Source organism: Ulvibacter sp. MAR_2010_11 (genome assembly GCF_002813135.1).
Taxonomy (GTDB): Bacteria; Bacteroidota; Bacteroidia; order Flavobacteriales; family Flavobacteriaceae; genus Altibacter.
The window spans coordinates 1,345,853-1,363,228 of the sequence record NZ_PHTY01000001.1; the positions used below are offsets into that span (position 1 = coordinate 1,345,853).

19 protein-coding genes and 1 tRNA gene are annotated in these 17,376 nt (G+C 38.9%); 10 read left to right on the plus strand and 10 right to left on the minus strand.

Annotated features, from left to right (window positions below):
• Positions 1 to 73: 73 nt before the first annotated feature.
• Positions 74 to 155 (plus strand) — tRNA-Leu (locus tag ATE92_RS06285).
• Positions 156 to 585: 430 nt separating this feature from the next.
• Complete coding sequence (locus ATE92_RS06290) at positions 586 to 750, plus strand: hypothetical protein (RefSeq protein WP_157809575.1); 165 nt, start codon at positions 586 to 588, stop codon at positions 748 to 750.
• A gap of 127 nt (positions 751 to 877) precedes the next feature.
• On the opposite strand, the gene ATE92_RS06295 is transcribed toward ATE92_RS06290, so the two are convergent.
• The 7 genes from ATE92_RS06295 to ATE92_RS06325 all read right to left on the minus strand — a co-directional run bounded on the left by ATE92_RS06295 (position 878) and on the right by ATE92_RS06325 (position 5,451).
• The gene (locus tag ATE92_RS06295; protein WP_100802895.1) at positions 878 to 1,447 is read right to left on the minus strand and encodes a cysteine hydrolase family protein; all 570 of its coding nucleotides are present in this window, start codon (positions 1,445 to 1,447) and stop codon (positions 878 to 880) included.
• A 218-nt stretch (positions 1,448 to 1,665) separates the two neighbouring features.
• A complete protein-coding gene (locus tag ATE92_RS06300; protein ID WP_100802896.1) occupies positions 1,666 to 2,298 on the minus strand; it encodes a hypothetical protein in 633 nt (210 codons plus the stop codon).
• Between the two features lie 29 nt (positions 2,299 to 2,327).
• Entirely contained in the window at positions 2,328 to 2,792 is a 465-nt protein-coding gene (locus ATE92_RS06305) for a RidA family protein (RefSeq protein WP_100802897.1), read from the minus strand.
• A 16-nt stretch (positions 2,793 to 2,808) separates the two neighbouring features.
• Entirely contained in the window at positions 2,809 to 3,294 is a 486-nt protein-coding gene (locus tag ATE92_RS06310; protein ID WP_100804373.1) for a PaaI family thioesterase, read from the minus strand.
• 102 nt (positions 3,295 to 3,396) lie between these two features.
• On the minus strand, positions 3,397 to 3,993 hold the full coding sequence (locus tag ATE92_RS06315; protein ID WP_100802898.1) for a TetR/AcrR family transcriptional regulator: 597 nt from the start codon (positions 3,991 to 3,993) through the stop codon (positions 3,397 to 3,399).
• Between the two features lie 98 nt (positions 3,994 to 4,091).
• Positions 4,092 to 4,541: an SRPBCC family protein gene (locus ATE92_RS06320; protein ID WP_100802899.1), complete on the minus strand. Its 450-nt coding sequence runs from the start codon at positions 4,539 to 4,541 to the stop codon at positions 4,092 to 4,094.
• 208 nt (positions 4,542 to 4,749) lie between these two features.
• Positions 4,750 to 5,451 carry a T9SS type A sorting domain-containing protein gene (locus ATE92_RS06325; RefSeq protein ID WP_157809576.1) on the minus strand — a complete coding sequence of 234 codons (702 nt, stop codon included), beginning with the start codon at positions 5,449 to 5,451 and terminating at the stop codon, positions 4,750 to 4,752.
• Positions 5,452 to 5,536: 85 nt separating this feature from the next.
• Here ATE92_RS06325 and ATE92_RS06330 point away from each other — a divergent pair, with 85 nt between their 5' ends.
• The 3 genes from ATE92_RS06330 to ATE92_RS06340 all read left to right on the plus strand — a co-directional run bounded on the left by ATE92_RS06330 (position 5,537) and on the right by ATE92_RS06340 (position 8,233).
• Positions 5,537 to 6,115 (plus strand): HupE/UreJ family protein, encoded by a 579-nt coding sequence (locus ATE92_RS06330; protein WP_100802901.1) that lies wholly within the window; start codon positions 5,537 to 5,539, stop codon positions 6,113 to 6,115.
• A gap of 85 nt (positions 6,116 to 6,200) precedes the next feature.
• Complete coding sequence (locus ATE92_RS06335) at positions 6,201 to 6,629, plus strand: dCMP deaminase family protein (RefSeq protein ID WP_100802902.1); 429 nt, start codon at positions 6,201 to 6,203, stop codon at positions 6,627 to 6,629.
• A 5-nt stretch (positions 6,630 to 6,634) separates the two neighbouring features.
• Positions 6,635 to 8,233 carry a S41 family peptidase gene (locus ATE92_RS06340; RefSeq protein ID WP_100802903.1) on the plus strand — a complete coding sequence of 533 codons (1,599 nt, stop codon included), beginning with the start codon at positions 6,635 to 6,637 and terminating at the stop codon, positions 8,231 to 8,233.
• Between the two features lie 11 nt (positions 8,234 to 8,244).
• On the opposite strand, the gene ATE92_RS06345 is transcribed toward ATE92_RS06340, so the two are convergent.
• Together ATE92_RS06345 and ATE92_RS06350 are read right to left on the minus strand one after the other, a co-directional pair.
• Entirely contained in the window at positions 8,245 to 8,442 is a 198-nt protein-coding gene (locus ATE92_RS06345) for a hypothetical protein (protein ID WP_100802904.1), read from the minus strand.
• Between the two features lie 6 nt (positions 8,443 to 8,448).
• Positions 8,449 to 9,033 carry a MarC family protein gene (locus tag ATE92_RS06350; protein WP_100802905.1) on the minus strand — a complete coding sequence of 195 codons (585 nt, stop codon included), beginning with the start codon at positions 9,031 to 9,033 and terminating at the stop codon, positions 8,449 to 8,451.
• 121 nt (positions 9,034 to 9,154) lie between these two features.
• On the opposite strand from ATE92_RS06350, the gene ATE92_RS06355 reads away from it, so the two are divergent.
• The 5 genes from ATE92_RS06355 (at position 9,155) to ATE92_RS06375 (ending at position 16,609) form a co-directional block, all read left to right on the plus strand.
• A complete protein-coding gene (locus tag ATE92_RS06355; RefSeq protein ID WP_100802906.1) occupies positions 9,155 to 9,718 on the plus strand; it encodes a DUF3109 family protein in 564 nt (187 codons plus the stop codon).
• 201 nt (positions 9,719 to 9,919) lie between these two features.
• The gene (locus tag ATE92_RS06360; RefSeq protein ID WP_100802907.1) at positions 9,920 to 10,519 is read left to right on the plus strand and encodes a hypothetical protein; all 600 of its coding nucleotides are present in this window, start codon (positions 9,920 to 9,922) and stop codon (positions 10,517 to 10,519) included.
• A 388-nt stretch (positions 10,520 to 10,907) separates the two neighbouring features.
• Positions 10,908 to 12,644, plus strand: a complete 1,737-nt coding sequence (locus ATE92_RS06365; RefSeq protein WP_100802908.1) for a T9SS type A sorting domain-containing protein — start codon at positions 10,908 to 10,910, stop codon at positions 12,642 to 12,644.
• Positions 12,645 to 13,080: 436 nt separating this feature from the next.
• Positions 13,081 to 14,058, plus strand: a complete 978-nt coding sequence (locus ATE92_RS06370; RefSeq protein WP_100802909.1) for a ribonucleotide-diphosphate reductase subunit beta — start codon at positions 13,081 to 13,083, stop codon at positions 14,056 to 14,058.
• Between the two features lie 124 nt (positions 14,059 to 14,182).
• Positions 14,183 to 16,609 (plus strand): ribonucleoside-diphosphate reductase subunit alpha, encoded by a 2,427-nt coding sequence (locus ATE92_RS06375; protein ID WP_100802910.1) that lies wholly within the window; start codon positions 14,183 to 14,185, stop codon positions 16,607 to 16,609.
• A gap of 47 nt (positions 16,610 to 16,656) precedes the next feature.
• On the opposite strand, the gene ATE92_RS06380 is transcribed toward ATE92_RS06375, so the two are convergent.
• Positions 16,657 to 17,352, minus strand: coding sequence for a DUF6503 family protein (locus ATE92_RS06380; protein WP_100802911.1), 696 nt, complete (start codon positions 17,350 to 17,352; stop codon positions 16,657 to 16,659).
• Positions 17,353 to 17,376: the final 24 nt, after the last annotated feature.

The following is a 17,376-nucleotide window of genomic DNA, read 5'->3' on the forward strand; positions in this document are numbered from 1 at the left end:
GAAGTGTTTCAAAAAAAATGCTATTAAGAATTACTAACAATTTACAATTATTTGTTTATTTTTGCCGTCCAATGCTCGAGTGGCGGAATTGGTAGACGCGCTGGATTCAAAATCCAGTGTTTTAGGACGTGCGGGTTCGATTCCCGCCTCGAGTACGAATAAACCACAAAAACGGTTAAATATGAGCGAGCTTCAAAAAGGAAGCTCGCTTTTTTTTTGAAGTAAAGTGAATTATTTGTTTTTGTGGTTTTCAAAGCGACGCGGTAGGGAACAATTGCGTAGCGATTGAATCCCGCAAGTTGGTTTGAGTGAATTATTTGTTTTTGTGGTTTTCAAAGCGACGCGGTAGGGAACAATTGCGTAGCGATTGAATCCCGCGAGTTGGTTTGAGTGAACTATTTGTTTTTGTGGTTTTCAAAGCGACGCGGTAGGGAACAATTGCGTAGCGATTGAATCCCGCGAGTTGGTTTGAGGGAAGGGTTTTATTTTGAGCTTTTTATGTTTTATCGCTCCGTAATTTTCAATAGTCATAAGAATTGTATTTATGATGGAATTACACCTTACCAAATGATAAAAGATATTAGAATGAAAAGGATTGTTGAAATGGCTTTACAAAAGAAGCTGGACTTTTCCGAAATCGCTATGATGACAGGGATACGAGAGCCAAATTCTATTTCCGGGTTGTTAAGAAAGGGAACCCGGCATCAATTCCCAAAAAAAGAAGTCTCTTATGATTTTCACAATGGATAGTGCCTCTGTTCGTATGGTGGAAAATCAATATAATGTTGACAGGCAATGTTCAACCGTGATTACAACCTTCCGTCCCTATTAAAAATGCAATAGTACTATCAATACATTTTAAAATGCGATTGAACGATTATGCCATTTCACTCAATAGTTTTTCTAAATCCCAAACAGTGGCAAATTCTTCATTCAAGCTGGCAAGGGCAGTTTGATGCATAGTTTCGGCATCATATTTTTCACCGTTGATTCCGCTTCTATCGAATGTTGCTGTCGCATCGGAGATTACATAGGTTTCAAACCCAAAATTTCCTGCCATTCTAACCGTAGTCGAAACACAGTGATTTGTCGTTATTCCAACAACAACCAGGCTTTTAATATTTTCAGCATCTAGTTGCTCTTTTAGATTTGTGCCTATAAAGGCGCTGTTTACGTGCTTTGTGATAACTGGCTCGCTTTCCAGGGGAGTTACCATTGTATTAAACTCAAAGCCCTCATTTGTGTTGTTTAGTAATGATTTCGGATTTTTGGAATGATGCCTAACATGATAAACAGGTAGATTTTGTTCTCGCCAAACTTTTAAAATATTGCCGGATTTCAATTCTGCATCTTTGTTGTTTCTGTTTCCTCCCCAATACGCTTCATTTAAAAATGCTTTTTGAATATCTATTAAAATCAGCGCGGGTCTTTTTGTTTTTAGTTTCATATTGGTGCGAATTTTGTTTATTAATCGTTATTCAGATTTTCCTCAAAGCTGGAGAGATTTATTCTTTCGTTTTAAAACGCTAATATTTTATCATCCTCCGGGCTGAGCTCTATTTTTTGCCTGTATTGAATCAATTATATACGCTTTATCGGAATTTATAAACTATATAGTAGCATTCCTGATTAACGGAACACTTATGCTTTACATTTTGTTACAAATTATTTTTTTTGACCGGCCTTTATTGATTTTTCTGTTTCTTCATTGTAGGCATAATCAACGAGAGTTATATATTCAGTTTTTTTGTCAAAACTTAGGTTGAGCCAACCATAATAACTTTGTTGATTTTTTATATGCTTAATTGCGACCATCGTTTCTGATTCGTCCCGCCAATCTCCCTCATATTCGGTTGAACCATCATTAAATGTTTGTCGCAACACTAAAATGCTGTGATCTGATGTCCATATCTGATTTCCCGAAAGTTCATTGTTAATGATGCTATTTGGATTCTGACGCACCAAAAACCCCATATTTAAGAAATGATTGTCATTAGGCGGACCACTTTTAATCAAATTGGCTCCAATCGGGTTAATTCCAACATAGAGTTGATCACCATTGGAGTTTGCAGTTAATACGGCAAAAATTGTATAGTCCACGACACCATCACTGTTTAGGTCTAACTCTATTGGAGCGGGATCTCCGGCAAACACTTTTCGGCCATCTATTTGATAGTAGATTTTTTCCGGAATGGGAGTGGGCTCCGAATTATCATCTGTAGAACAACCTACTAAAGATATCCCTAATATTGAAATTATAAAAAGAGGGAACGGCTTAAAGTTAGTGAGAAAATTCATGTTTAAAATAGGATTAATTTGTGTCGTTTCTAGTTCTGAAAAGTAAAAGTAACGGTCAATCCTACCGAAAAATTTTTCGGCAAGGCGTGTACCCCTAATAAAGATCTACTGTGCTCACCTTTCGTGTCGAGTATTTGTTTAAATAGATCGGAAGCTCCATTAACGATACTTGGTGCCTCATCCCAATTTTCGGCACTTCGATAGTATGCAGTTATATGGTTAATTCCTTCTAATCTGTCCATAGTGACATACTCGTTAATCTGCGCCAGCACATTAAGTGCACATAAACGCATGGCTTGGTATCCGTCTTCGGTTGTGAACTCTTGGCCCAACTTCCCTTGATGGGTAAAAATAGTTTCCTGTATTGGAAATTGAATGGCCACATATCCAATATTTCCCCTGAGTTGCACAGGATTATAATTTCCCCCTGCCATTGGGGGAACCGGTAATAGCACGCCTTTATTCTCTGCTGCTTTATATATTGATAGACTCATTTTAGCTTAGCTTCATTTATGTTAAAATTAATTGCTTCTGTTTAGCGATGGAACCTTCCGCTCCTAAAGTTGTTCTTATTTCAGTTTTGAAAAGATTTGAGGACCCTTTTGCCAACAACCTGCTTCTGTCCCAATTCCATAAATTACATTGGGCATTCATAAATTGCTTCCCTTGTTTTATGACAGAGGTTTCTGCAATTACAGTTTCCCCCGATCTGGCAGATGAAAAATAATCGATCGCATTATTAATGGTGGTGAAAAAATAATCGGTTTCGTCCAGAGAATACATGGTTGCCCCAATGGCATCATCAATAATTCCGGCAGTCACACCCCCGTGGAGACCTCCAACCGGGTTCAGCCATTCGGGTCGAACGCGATATTGAAATATCAAATTACCCTTTTCTACAGCAAGAAGTGTGGGGTTTAGCCACCGCATAAACGGAGATGGTGATTGGGAGAACTCCTTCCCAACTAACGACTTAAGTACTTTTAAATGGCTCATTTTATAAAAATTAAAATTTATGGTAAACACAATTATTTCTGAATTATTGCACGTCAAAATATCACATTTATATACCAAACGGTATATAATGATTGAAAAAAATTACACCAACATCTCATTTTGGATTATAAATTCCACTCTGTCTAAAGCAATATTTAAATAGTCCTTATTGTCTAGCGTTTGTGAAAGCAATATCCCTCCTTCAATAAGCATTATAATGGTAGCGGCAAATTTTTCTGATTCGATTTCCGGACGAAACCTCTTCTCGGTGATACCCAAAAAGATAATACTTTCAAGCATTTTTGAAAACTCATTAAAGGACTTACGTACATAGGGGATTAATTTAGGGAAGGTGTCATCCACTTCGACAGCTGCGTTCAACAAGGGACAACCCCCATGTTGCATAAGTTCTCGCCAATTATTTCTGTAATAATCCAGTATCGCGGTCAATTTTTCATCGGCTCCGCCGGTACATTGTTCAGATACTTGAAGAAGTCGCGCACCTATTTTTTTTGCATTAAATTTATATGCCGCCTGCGCTAGATCATCTTTATTTTCGAAGTTTCCATAGATACTCCCCTTGGTAAGACCGGTGATATCGGTAATTTCGCTCAATGAAGTCCCCAAATACCCCTTTTTGTTAAAATGAACAGAAGACTTTTCAATAATAAATTGTTTCGTTTTTTCGGCCTTGGACATTCTATAAAATTAAATTCAGGCAAATATACAAAAATACCGATTGGTATAAAAAATTTAACTTATTTTTTGCATTACTTCCTATAGGGTCAGACAGTTGCCTATGCATCGGGAATTTCGGGCTCAACCAATTTCTTTAGTTTTTCCAGAGATTCCTGCCATCCCAGATAGCACATTTCAACCGGAATTGCATCAGGTATTCCTTCCTGCAAAATATGTAACTCTGTACCGCAAGAAACTTTGTTGAATCGCACTGTTGTTATCATCTCTCCGGGTAAGTTAGGATCGTCAAACCGATCTGTATTTCTTATCAGTTCGTTGGGTTTTATATCCAGATATTCCCCTCCAAAGGAATGAGAATTGCCTGTAGAGAAATTGACAAAGGACATTTTGTAGTTTCCTCCTACACGAAAATCCATTTGATGCACCTTACATACAAAACCGTATGGGGGAATCCAGGCTGCATGAGCATCTGCGTTAGAAAAAGCCCGAAAAACTTTCTCAGGCGAAGTGGCCAGCACTCTGTGTAGTGTTACTGTGTTTTTAGACATGACGCTTTTATTTTAATTGACTACTAATTATAGGTTTTAAAACATAAATCCTATTTCAAAGATAATAAGTACAATTAGTACTTAAAGGGGGGAATAATGGCAAAGTTAGGGTGTGATCGCGACAAATACATAAGGCTAAATCTTGAAGAGGTTTACCGAATAATGATTCTTCTAAAAGAACAGTCGCTTTTTAAGAAGAGTGCGGCTTTTATTTTTTTATAAATTTCTGAACCGATATCCCTTCCGAAGTGTGGATTTCTAAAAAGTACAAGCCTTCAGAAAGCCCCGAAACATCAATCGAATTTGTGTTTTGGGAAATTTCAATCACTTTTTGTCCCGAAATTGTATACACCGAAAGTTTTTCAGCAAGATTGCTTTCAGAAAATATAAATAGTTTGTCTGCCACCGGATTGGGATAGGCGGTAAAGTTTAGTGTTGCAACTTCTGAAACTGCGAGCGGGACATTCTTAAATTCGGCGAAATCGAGAAATTGATTTTGAATTACCAAAACGGTATTTCCATCATTATCGGTATAAAAAGCATAATGATACATACTTCCTTCCTGAAAGAAATATAGATACATTGAATCTTCATAATCGGTCCCAACCGGGTCTGCACAAAAATTAGACGAGGTCGTAAAAACATCAAATTCATACAAACTTTCCTGAGGGTCGTACACCAAATTAGCTGTAAACAGGTTGCAACCGCCATCTCCATCACTATTTTCGGCATTCGCAGTATCTATAAAGCGAATAAAAGGAGCTATTTGAGGATTGGTTTCGGGTACCGGGAAATAACCGCCGCCGCTCAGTTGATAGCCCTGTAGATACCAGGTTCCAAAAAGATCGGGATTTTGAGCAGTACCCAAGTGGCTTAAGAGAATGACAAAAATTAGAAGAGGGTACTTCATGGATTGTAAATCATAGATTTCGTATAAATATATATTTTTCCTACACATTTTACTATATTTGAGCAACCTAACATCGCCAACTATAATGTCCGACTTCTGGTTATACTTTAAACTAGGCTTAGAACACGTTCTTGACTGGAAAGCCTACGACCACATACTTTTTTTAATTGTGCTATGCGCTGCCTATACATTTAGTTCGTGGAAACGTCTGTTATTACTAGTCACCTTATTCACGGTAGGACATACCATTTCCCTACTGCTGGCAAATTACAATGTGGTGAGTGTTTCTACTCGATGGATTGAGTTTTTAATTCCCATAACTATTTTATTAGCCGCCATATTTAATTTATTTACCGCCGGCAAGGAAAAGCGACACGAAAAACTGGGACTTTTTTACATTATCACGGTTTTTTTCGGATTGATACACGGCTTCGGATTTGCAACCTATTACAAAATGATAAGTGGAGGGAATGAGATACTACCGCTACTGGAATTTGCCTTGGGAGTAGAAGCAGCCCAAATTATTGTGGTTTTACTTGTTTTAATTCTGGCATTTATCTTTCAAATGTTGTTCCGTTTTAATAAACGCGATTGGGTGCTGGTAATCTCTTCTATCGTAATTGGAATGGTCATTCCCATGCTAATCTCCAACTGGATTTTTTAAAATTGTTAAACTTTTGTAAACATTTAACACCCACATTTTTTGTTGGGGTGTAACTTCCCCTTAATTTCGCTACTTATTTAATTGTATGAGTCCGAAGAAACAACACAAGTACGACGTGGCCTATTTGCGTATGGCGCAAGAGTGGAGCAAGCTTTCTTATTGTAAACGCAGACAAGTTGGCGCGCTTATTGTGAAAGATAAAATGATAATCAGCGACGGATACAACGGAACGCCCACCGGTTTCGAAAATTTTTGCGAAGACGAAGCAGGGTATACCAAATGGTATGTATTACATGCCGAAGCCAATGCAATCTCTAAAGTAGCTTCATCTACGCAATCGTGTAAGGGAGCAACCTTGTACATTACATTGTCACCGTGTAAGGAGTGTAGCAAGCTAATACATCAGGCCGGAATTACACGCCTGGTTTATTTAAACGAATATAAAGACAACTCGGGAGTGAAATTTTTGGAAAAAGCCGGCGTTAACATTAGTCATATAGAAGTTTTAGAATAGTTATTATGAAATTCGATAAAAATTACATTCCATTATTCGTGGGGGCAGCAATTGCGGTCGGTATTTTTATTGGATCAAAGCTCAACTTTAACGACAATACCGAAAAGATCTTCGCCACCAATTCGAAAAAAGACAAACTCAACCGTCTTATCGATTATATAGATTACGAATATGTTGACCGGGTAAATACCGACAGTATTGTGGATGTCACCGTAAATGGAATCCTTGAAAACCTGGATCCGCATTCGGTGTATATCCCAAAAGCCGATTACGAACACAATGCCGAGGACATGCGCGGGAATTTTGTGGGGATTGGCATTAGCTTTTATACCTATAAAGACTCTATTGCGGTTATTCGCGCTATCGAAGGTGGACCGGCAGCAAAAGTTGGGATAAAAGGCGGAGATCGCATTTTATATGCCGACGGAAAGAAACTTTTCGGAGAAAATATACTTCGAGACAGTATTACAGCCTTTTTAAAAGGAGAAAAAAACACCAAAGTCGATCTTAAAGTATATAGAGAAGGGGAAAAGAAGCTGCTCAATTTTAGAGTGAAGCGGAAGGAAGTTCCTTTGGTAAGTGTAGATGCATCTTATAAACTTACCGATGATATTGGCTATATTAAGGTGAATCGGTTTTCTGAAACTACCTATAACGAATTTAAAGAAGCGCTGGAAGAATTAGCAGATCAAGGGATTTCGAAATTGGTGTTAGACCTTCGGAATAATCCGGGAGGCTATATTTCTACTGCCGAAAGAATTATCGATGAGTTTTTAGAAGACGATAAACTAATTCTAATTACCCGAAATAAAAGCGGGGAAGAAAATAAAACCTACGCTACACGGCGCGGTGATTTCGAAGACGGAAAACTCTACGTGTTAATCAATGAAAATTCTGCTTCAGCCAGTGAAATTGTAGCGGGAGCTTTACAAGACAACGACAAAGGAATCATTATTGGCAGACGTTCTTTTGGCAAGGGACTCGTGCAACGTGAAATGTCCTTGGGTGATGGAAGCGCAGTGCGATTAACTATAGCCCGTTATTATACACCAAGCGGAAGATCTATTCAGAAACCCTACGGAAATGGAAACGAAGCCTATTACCAGGATTACGAAAAACGCTATAGAAATGGCGAATTAATTAGTCAGGACAGCATCAAAGTGGCCGATTCCCTGCGTTTTGTGACTCCCAAAGGGAAGGTGGTTTATGGTGGTGGAGGTATTATCCCCGATATATTTGTTCCTAAAGACACCAGCATTGAAAATGAAACCCTTCAGTATTTATCCAGAAGCGGTTTTATGAGCTATTTTATATTTGAATACCTCGAAAAAAACAGAGCTGTTTTTAAAGGGATGACTTTTAAGAAATTTGCTGAAAACTATTCGATAGATAAAAGTCTTTCCGATGAATTTATTCAATATTCCCGATTTAGTGAAGCTCAAATAGACATGACTAATTATGCGAATGATCTTAATAAGGCGCTCAAGGCGAATATCGCACAACAATTATTCGGGAACAACGCTTACGAGTATATTTTAAATGAAGGAGATCCTATGCTTTCGAAAGTACTCGAATTGGAACAAAGAGAAAAAACCAAAAAGTAAGCTATCTTAAATTATTGTTTTTTCTTTTCGGCTATACGGTGTGACACACGTAATATTAATAGCAAAAGAATAACACAAACAGCGGCGAGAATACAAATCACGGCCGTACCGCTATCTTCTTCAAAAAGGTGTTCAAAGTCCAGCTTCGTAGCGTTAAAAATAATAAGTCCGGCGGCTAAGGCTATAAGGATATACTGAAATATTTTCATAAGTTTTTAATTAAATAACTCCTGAATATTCGACGTGAATAATTTTACGGCAATCGCCAGCAAAATTACCCCGAATATTTTTTTAATGACGGCGATTCCGTTGATTCCCAGAAAACGCTGAATTCGCGCTGATGTTTTTAACACAATATAGATAATGATAATATTGACTAAAATCGCGACAATTATATTTTGAATAGAGTATTCGGCGCGAAGTGACAATAAAGTGGTTAAGCTTCCGGGCCCCGCCAGAAGCGGAAAAGCCAACGGGAAGATAGACGCCAAATCGGGGCTAGTGTGTTCGGAATCTTTAAAAAGTGTAATGCCCAAAATCATTTCTAAGGCAATAAAAAACAGGATGAGGGCACCGGCAACGGCAAATTCACTCACGTTAATTCCTATTAATTTTAAAATGCTTTCTCCCAGAAACAAGAAAACAATCATGAGTACTGCAGCAATAATGGCGGCTTTTCCGGAATTGATGCGACCCGATTTTTCACGTAATGAAATGATTATGGGAATATTCCCGATAATATCAATCACCGCAAAAAGCACCATTGTGGCTGTCGCTATTTCTTTAAAATTGAGTTGCATGTTCATTTAAATTCAGGATGCAAAATTAGGGATAATCCTTCAGCTTAGTACTACCACTTTCCTTAAAATTAGAGTGTAAAATTCTTCAGAAACAAATCTTAAAACACCCTATCTTTGCCGAATGTTTCAGCTTGGTAAGACAATAGTTTCAGAAGAGATCATCGAAAAGGATTTTGTGTGCAATCTTCATGCGTGCAAAGGTGCCTGTTGTGTGGAAGGAGAAGCAGGAGCACCTGTAACTGTGGAAGAGGTTGAAATTCTCAAAGAAATTTACCCGAAGGTTGCCCCTTTTCTACGCCCCGAAGGTATCGAAGCGATAAAAGAGCAAGGAACACATACAACCAGTGATCTTGGAGAGTTGGAAACACCTTTGGTACACGGGAAGGAATGCGCCTATGTTACCTTTAAACCGAATGGCACTGCCAGTTGCGGTATAGAAGATGCATTCAATGCCGGAGTGGTGTCTTTTAGAAAACCTATTTCATGTCATTTGTACCCGGTACGGGTACAAGAATACAGTGAATTTGCTGCGGTTAATTATCACAAATGGCCCATTTGCAATGATGCATGTACTTTGGGGAAAGAATTGAAAGTTCCTGTCTACAAATTTGTAAAAGAAGCCTTGATCAGAAAATTTGGAGCACATTGGTATGCTCAATTGGAGAAGGTTGCACAAGATTATTAACGCAGGTACCTTTTTAGGTTTTTGTTACATATCTTCTATCATTTGTTACATTACTGCAGCTAGAATTTCTCAACTTGTTTTAATTTCATCAAAGAGTTTTCATACAAATATTACCCAAAGGAGTGGTAATTAGATTACTGATAATTAGTATCTTAGCCTAGTAAACGAAAACTAATTCCTAACCAATTTTATTCTATAATTATGAAAAAAGTACTAATAGCTGCATTTGTCTTTGCAGCCTGCCTTTCATGTGAAAATCCTGTCACGAAAAAAATTAAAGAAACCAAAGAAAATGTATCTAACACGACGAAGGCTGTAAAGGAACTCAATAAAATGCAGGACGACATTGAAGATCTTCAAAAACAGGAACCTCTTACCAATGAAGAATTAAAGGCCTGGTTGCCCGAAAGTATTGATGGCATGAAAAGAACAAGCTATAAGGCAGGTGAGACCTCGTTTGTAAGCATTGCTTCGGTCTCGGCAACCTATGCCAACGAAGATAAATCGCGACAGTTTAAAGTTGAGGTCATTGACGGTGCGGGTCAGTTTGGAGCCGCTGCAACTGCGGGAATGCGAATGTTAATGTCTCAGGATTTTGAAGAAGAAGACGAAAATCAAATTCGGAAAACGGTTAAAAAGAATGGAGTTAAAGCCGTGGAGGAATACCAAAAAAATAACAACCGCAGCTCCATCGAATTTATGCAAGGCAACCGCTTTTATATTAAAGCAACCGGAATCAATATGAACATCGATGACACATGGGATGCAATAGACGACCTGAATACGAAAGATTTGGAGTAAAAAAAGAGAACCTTTTAAGATGTAAGACCGGAAGCAAAATTTTGCTTCCGGTCTTTTTTTTTGAAGTTACATTTTTGGCATCCTTTGTTACATCTGTGGTATGCCTTTTTAACTCATGAGTTTAATTTTGAACTGTTTCATAGTCAAAAAGTTACAGCTATGGATACTGGTCTCCTACAGCGATGAAGTTTTTCAGAAGGGTATACCGCAAAACCTTCTTTAGGGGAAATTTCCCCTTTAAAAACGGTTAAATCACTCTAAAACTATGGGTGAAAGCATGAAGCTGTTTTAAACTAAGCACTATTAATTTTGAGAATCAATAGAAACAACATACAGGCGTAACCCGAAAAGCCTAAATAAATAGAGTAGGGTATTAAAAATTAGTACAATGAAAAACAAAATTACATTAGCTGCATGCCTGTTGTTATTTACCATAGGGTTTGCACAAACAGACGATGCTTTATTGGGTACAGTCCCCTTAAACACAGAGAAAACTCCGGAGTTAGAAGCGCTTTATCAACAGAGCAAAATTCTGGAAATGACGGGAACAGCGGCCGAAATAAATGCCAACAGATTGGCAATCAAGGCTGCCTGGCAAGAAGTAAATCCGGCAATTTCCAACCTATATAGACCCATTGGAGCTCCTACCTATGATAAGGTAGGATTTAACGGGACTCCTTATGTTCCAGGTGTAATCAAAGAGCGCTCTGAACCTGAGCCAACGAGAGAGTGGACTACCGATTTATTGGTGCGAGCCGGTTTTATTGACGGGGTAGATATGGATGTGACCGGAACCGGAGACATATATATAGCTGCCTTCGAAAACCTGATTGATTTTGGGGGTACCGAAGACTTTATCTATATATACAAGTCTACAGACAATGGAGCAAGTTTTTCGTTGTGGAAGGAACAAGCGACAGTTGCCCCCATTAGAAAGGTACAATTAATTTCGATGGACGGTTCAGGCGATGAGTATTTAATAGCTTTTACTCGTTTTGAGAATGGGCTTTTACAAGCGGTACGATTCGATTTTCCAACGGCTTCCATGGATTTCCAAACAGTGGATACCGATGTGACCGATTTTGGAGTAGATAGAAATTATCCGGGAACAACCGCAAGCCAGAGATGTTTTGTTGCCTATCAAAAAACCACCGGTTGCACCGAAGTTTTCAGTGCAAGAAGTACCGCCGGATCTTATGGATTCGATTGGATAGACCCAATAAGCATAGCAGCTACCTGCGGATCTCAAGTAGAATTTACCTATGGCCTTAACGGGGCTTGTTATGCAACATATACAGGCGCCTCTTCCGGAAACTTATACGCAAATGCAAATCCTAGTTATAACGACCCTGCTTCCTGGGAAGCAAGAGAAACAATTGTAGATGGGGCGATACAGGAAACTCTAAATCCTGTTATTGCTGCCGCTCGAAATGATTTTGCTACAGATAAAGTTATAATCTGGACATCAGACAGAGCAGCCGGTTCTACAGACAATTATAACGGAAAGGGCTATTTGAGAGACAGTGGAGCAGCCTATGTAGAATTTACCAATTTTGGTTCGGGTGGAGCGAACTGGAACATTGCTCATACCGATAAATGGGTGCGAAAGGTCAATGGGACAGAAATAATTCGTACTTCATACGTGCGGGATAATATTGATGACAGTGAATTTGACCTCAACAGATCGCTAACCTTTAACGGAACAGGCTTCGACACATTTGAGAGTGTGGCCGATGTCGACCATCAGGTATTCGACGGATTTCCTTCTGCCACTGCAGAAACTGCGGATAATATGCCCTGTATGGCTTTTGCCGGGACAAGCGGCTCAGGCTTATACGGATTTGATCTCTATTTTGACAATAAAGCAGGGGTATTAGCGATTCAAGACCAAGAAATAGATGGTCTAAGCTACTATCCAAATCCTGCAGGAAATGAATTGCATGTTTCTGCAAATGAAAGTCTGGACCAAATTACAATGTTTACCCTCTTGGGGCAACAAGTTCTCCAAATAGCACCCAACAACACAAGAGCTACTTTGGAAACGGCTAGTCTTTCACAAGGTATTTATGTGTTAAAGATTGAAAGTCAGGGAAAATCAAACACGTATAAAATAGTTAAAGAATAGAAAATAAAGTTTAAGTTGTAAAAAACGAGGTTGCTGTCATTTTTGATGGCAGCCTCGTTTGTTTTTTAAGGCCCAAAATAAAATTTCTACTCTTTTTATACAGATTTAAAATAAATTCAGTGAAACCAAATTGTTAAAAATTGATGTTCTTTAAAGGCGAAGAAAACGGCTCACTGTCTACTGTAAAAGGTAGCTATCAGGGGTTTTCAACGACCAAGGTATAAATTGTTCATAACTTTGACGATTACATGTAACATATTGATAATTAAATGAATACATCAAATTTTAACAAAACGATAGTAACACTTTGAAATAGTACGTGTTGAAAACTTTGTTGAAAACCTAAACTCATTTTTGGGCTATTTACTTTTAAATTTTTTCATATTTGTTAGTCCCTAGTAAGGTCAAATTATTTAAAAATATAAAACGAAGGACAATGAGCGCAGTGGAGCCAATTTTACAACCAAATGATAATAGATTTGTAATATTCCCTATTCAGCATCACGATATTTGGGAGTGGTATAAAAAATCGGAAGCTAGTTTCTGGACAGCCGAAGAGATTGATTTACATCAAGATCTTACAGACTGGACCGGAAAGTTAAGCGACGATGAGCGCTATTTTATAAAACATATCCTCGCATTTTTTGCAGCCAGTGATGGTATTGTGAACGAAAACCTGGCCGAGAATTTTGTAAATGAAGTTCAATACAGTGAGGCCAAGTTTTTCTACGGTTTCCAGATTATGATGGAAAACATTCATAGTGAAACCTATTCCTTACTAATCGATACCTACGTAAAGGACGACAAAGAAAAAGATCAACTTTTTAATGCTATTGAAAACTTTCCCGCTATTAAAAAGAAGGCAGATTGGGCATTAAAGTGGATTGACAGTCCGAGCTTTGCAGAGCGATTAATTGCTTTTGCAGCGGTTGAAGGTATTTTCTTTAGCGGCGCTTTCTGCTCAATTTTCTGGTTGAAGAAACGTGGATTGATGCCGGGCCTTACCTTCTCTAACGAATTAATTTCTCGCGATGAAGGAGTGCATTGTGACTTTGCGGTGCATTTACACAATCATCACTTAATTAATAAAGTTCCGAAAGAACGTATCCGTGAAATTTTAGTAGATGCCCTAAACATTGAAAGAGAATTTATTACCGAATCACTTCCTGCAAGTCTTATTGGTATGAATTCGAAGTTGATGACACAATACCTCGAATTTGTAACCGATCGTCTTTTGGTCGAATTGCAATGCGAAAAAGAATACAACGCCACGAATCCATTCGACTTTATGGATATGATATCCTTGCAAGGAAAGACAAATTTCTTCGAGAAACGTGTTTCCGAATATCAAAAGGCCGGCGTTACCAACATGGACAAAGAGTCTAATAAGATTAGTTTCGACGCAGATTTTTAGAAAAGCATCCGCTTTCTCCCCAAGGAGCGGGCTTTTTGTTATATATCGCTGATAACGTGTAGTTTAAAAACTTCACCCAGCACCTTTTTTTGAAAAAAATAATAACCTCATAAAGTAAGTATAGATGAATGTAATTAAAAGAGACGGCCGAAAAGAACCTATAATGTTCGACAAAATCACCGCACGAGTACGTAAACTGTGTTATGGTTTAAACGAATTAGTAGATCCTGTAAAAATTTCGATGCGTGTTATTGAAGGGTTATACGATGGGGTAACAACCAGTGAACTCGATAACCTCGCCGCCGAAGTAGCAGCAACTATGACAACCTCACATCCCGACTATGCGCGTCTGGCTGCAAGAATTTCGGTCTCTAACTTACACAAAAACACCAAGAAGAGCTTTTCGGAGGTGATGCATGATCTCTATACCTATGTGAATCCGCGTACCGGAAAAGATGCACCTTTGTTAAGCGATGAAGTGTACAAGGTAATCAAGGAGAATGCAGACGACCTGGATTCAACAATTATTTACAACCGTGATTTCGGGTACGATTACTTCGGATTTAAAACATTAGAACGTTCCTACTTACTAAAACTAAACGGTCAGATTGTTGAACGTCCACAACACATGCTCATGCGCGTTTCCGTAGGAATCCATTTAGACGATTTGGCAGCCGTAAAGGAAACCTACGAGCTCATGTCGAAAAAATTCTTTACCCACGCAACACCTACTTTATTTAACAGTGGTACACCTAAACCACAAATGTCCTCATGCTTCTTATTAACGATGAAGGATGACAGTATTGACGGTATCTACGACACACTGAAGCAGACTGCTAAAATCTCACAATCTGCCGGTGGAATTGGATTGTCTATCCATAACATTCGAGCAACCGGATCCTATATCTCGGGAACCAATGGAACATCCAATGGAATTGTTCCTATGCTTCGTGTGTTTAATGATACCGCGCGCTATGTAGATCAAGGGGGAGGAAAACGTAAAGGTTCCTTTGCAATTTATGTAGAACCATGGCATGCCGATATCTTCGACTTCCTGGATTTAAAGAAAAACACCGGAAAAGAAGAAATGCGCGCCCGCGACCTGTTCTACGCCATGTGGATCCCGGATTTGTTTATGAAACGAGTTCAGGAGGACGGCGAATGGACGCTTATGTGTCCTAACGAATGCCCCGGCTTGTTCGATTGCCATGGTGATGAGTTTGAAACCTTGTACGAGAAATACGAAGCAGAAGACAAAGGCCGAAAAACAATTAAGGCAAGAGAACTTTGGGAAAAGATCATGGAATCTCAAATTGAGACAGGAACACCTTATATGTTGTATAAGGATGCAGCCAATCGAAAGAGCAATCAGAAGAATTTGGGAACCATTCGTTCTTCAAACCTCTGTACCGAAATTATGGAATACACTTCCGAAGATGAAGTGGCAGTATGTAATTTGGCATCCATTGCCTTACCAATGTTCGTGAAGAACAATGAGTTCGATCACAAAGAATTATTCCGAGTTACCAAACGTGTGACCAAAAACCTGAACAGAGTTATCGATAGAAATTACTATCCGGTGAAGGAAGCCGAAAACTCTAACTTCCGTCATCGCCCGGTAGGTCTTGGCGTACAGGGACTGGCCGATACCTTTATTATGTTGCGCCTTCCTTTTACGTGTGACGAAGCCAAGAAATTAAATCAGGAAATTTTTGAAACATTATACTTCGCGGCAGTTTCGGCATCTATGGAAGAAGCCAAAGTTGACGGAGCGTATCAAACCTACAAAGGATCACCTATCTCACAAGGATTGTTTCAGCACAACCTATGGGGAATAAAGGACGAAGAACTAAGCGGACGCTGGGATTGGGGAAAACTGAGAAAGGATATCAAAAAGCATGGGGTACGTAACTCTTTATTGGTTGCGCCTATGCCAACAGCATCCACCTCTCAGATTTTAGGAAATAATGAAGCCTTTGAGCCTTATACTTCTAATATCTATACCCGAAGAGTACTTTCCGGGGAGTTTATTGTAGTAAACAAGCATTTGCTGGAAGATCTGGTTGCCTTAGGACTTTGGAACGAAGATCTGAAAGAAGAAATTATGCGTGCCAACGGATCGGTTCAGGATGTGGATAATATTCCGCAGGAATTAAAAGAACTGTACAAAACCGTTTGGGAGTTAAGTATGAAAGACATCATCGATATGTCACGCCATAGAGGCTACTTTATCGATCAATCGCAATCGCTGAACCTGTTTATGGAAAATGCCAATTTTGCAAAATTAACGTCTATGCATTTTTACGCATGGAAGAGTGGTCTAAAAACAGGAATGTACTATTTGCGAACTAAGAGCGCTGTGGATGCTATTAAGTTCACTCTTAAGAGCGAAGCCCAAAAAGAACCCGTTGCAGCCGTTGCCGAAATCGCCAAGGTGGAAGCAACTTCGGCCGACTCGAATAAGCCAATGTCACCTCAGGAATTACGTGAATTACTTGCTAAATCCAAGACTACCCCCGAAGATGACGATTGTTTGATGTGCGGGTCTTAAATTTTAAGTGTTTTAATTTATAAAAGGAAGGCAATCGCCTTCCTTTTTTATTTCTTTAGAATATCCGTGCCTAGGTATTTGTCGTCTTTGTTGTAATACCAGGCTCGATTTTTAGGCATTTTAATGCCGTAAACAACGGTTTCGTCGGTTAGGAGAATGTATTCTCCGGTATTCTTTCCCTCCTTGGAAGGATCCCCTTTGTAGAATTGGTACACTTCCAGGGCATAGGTTGCCGGATTGAAATAAAAAAACCAAACATCTTTGCCAACGGCTTCGTCATACGTCACTTTTAACACCAGATACTCCTTGCCTTTAAATTTCTTCCGATCGACCTTTTCGGCAATATGTGTACCTGCATCTTTTAGCTTCATTGGCAAGCCGTAGAGGTAGGTATAATAGTTTTTGTACATCTTGGCTCTTTCGCACGTATTTGATGTATCTGAAGGCCCGTTCACACAAATTTCACAACGCCCCTTTTCTAAAGAGTAAGATGTTTCTTGTCCTTCTTTAACAGCTCGCAAATAAAATTTCTCGTCGGGGAGATTTATTTCAATATCGCTTTCTCTGTTCGGGCTGTTGGGAGTTTCCATGGTCACATGAAATTTGCCCTTGAATGAAGGCCACTTGCCATTAGGATCGTGGTATGCAATGGCTTTTTCTAGAAGTTGAGACCCTGTGAGTGACTGTCCGATGAGACTATTGAACGCAACCAACAATGCTATTAAAGGAAGGATTTGTTTCATAAAAAGGAACTTTATTAATTAAAG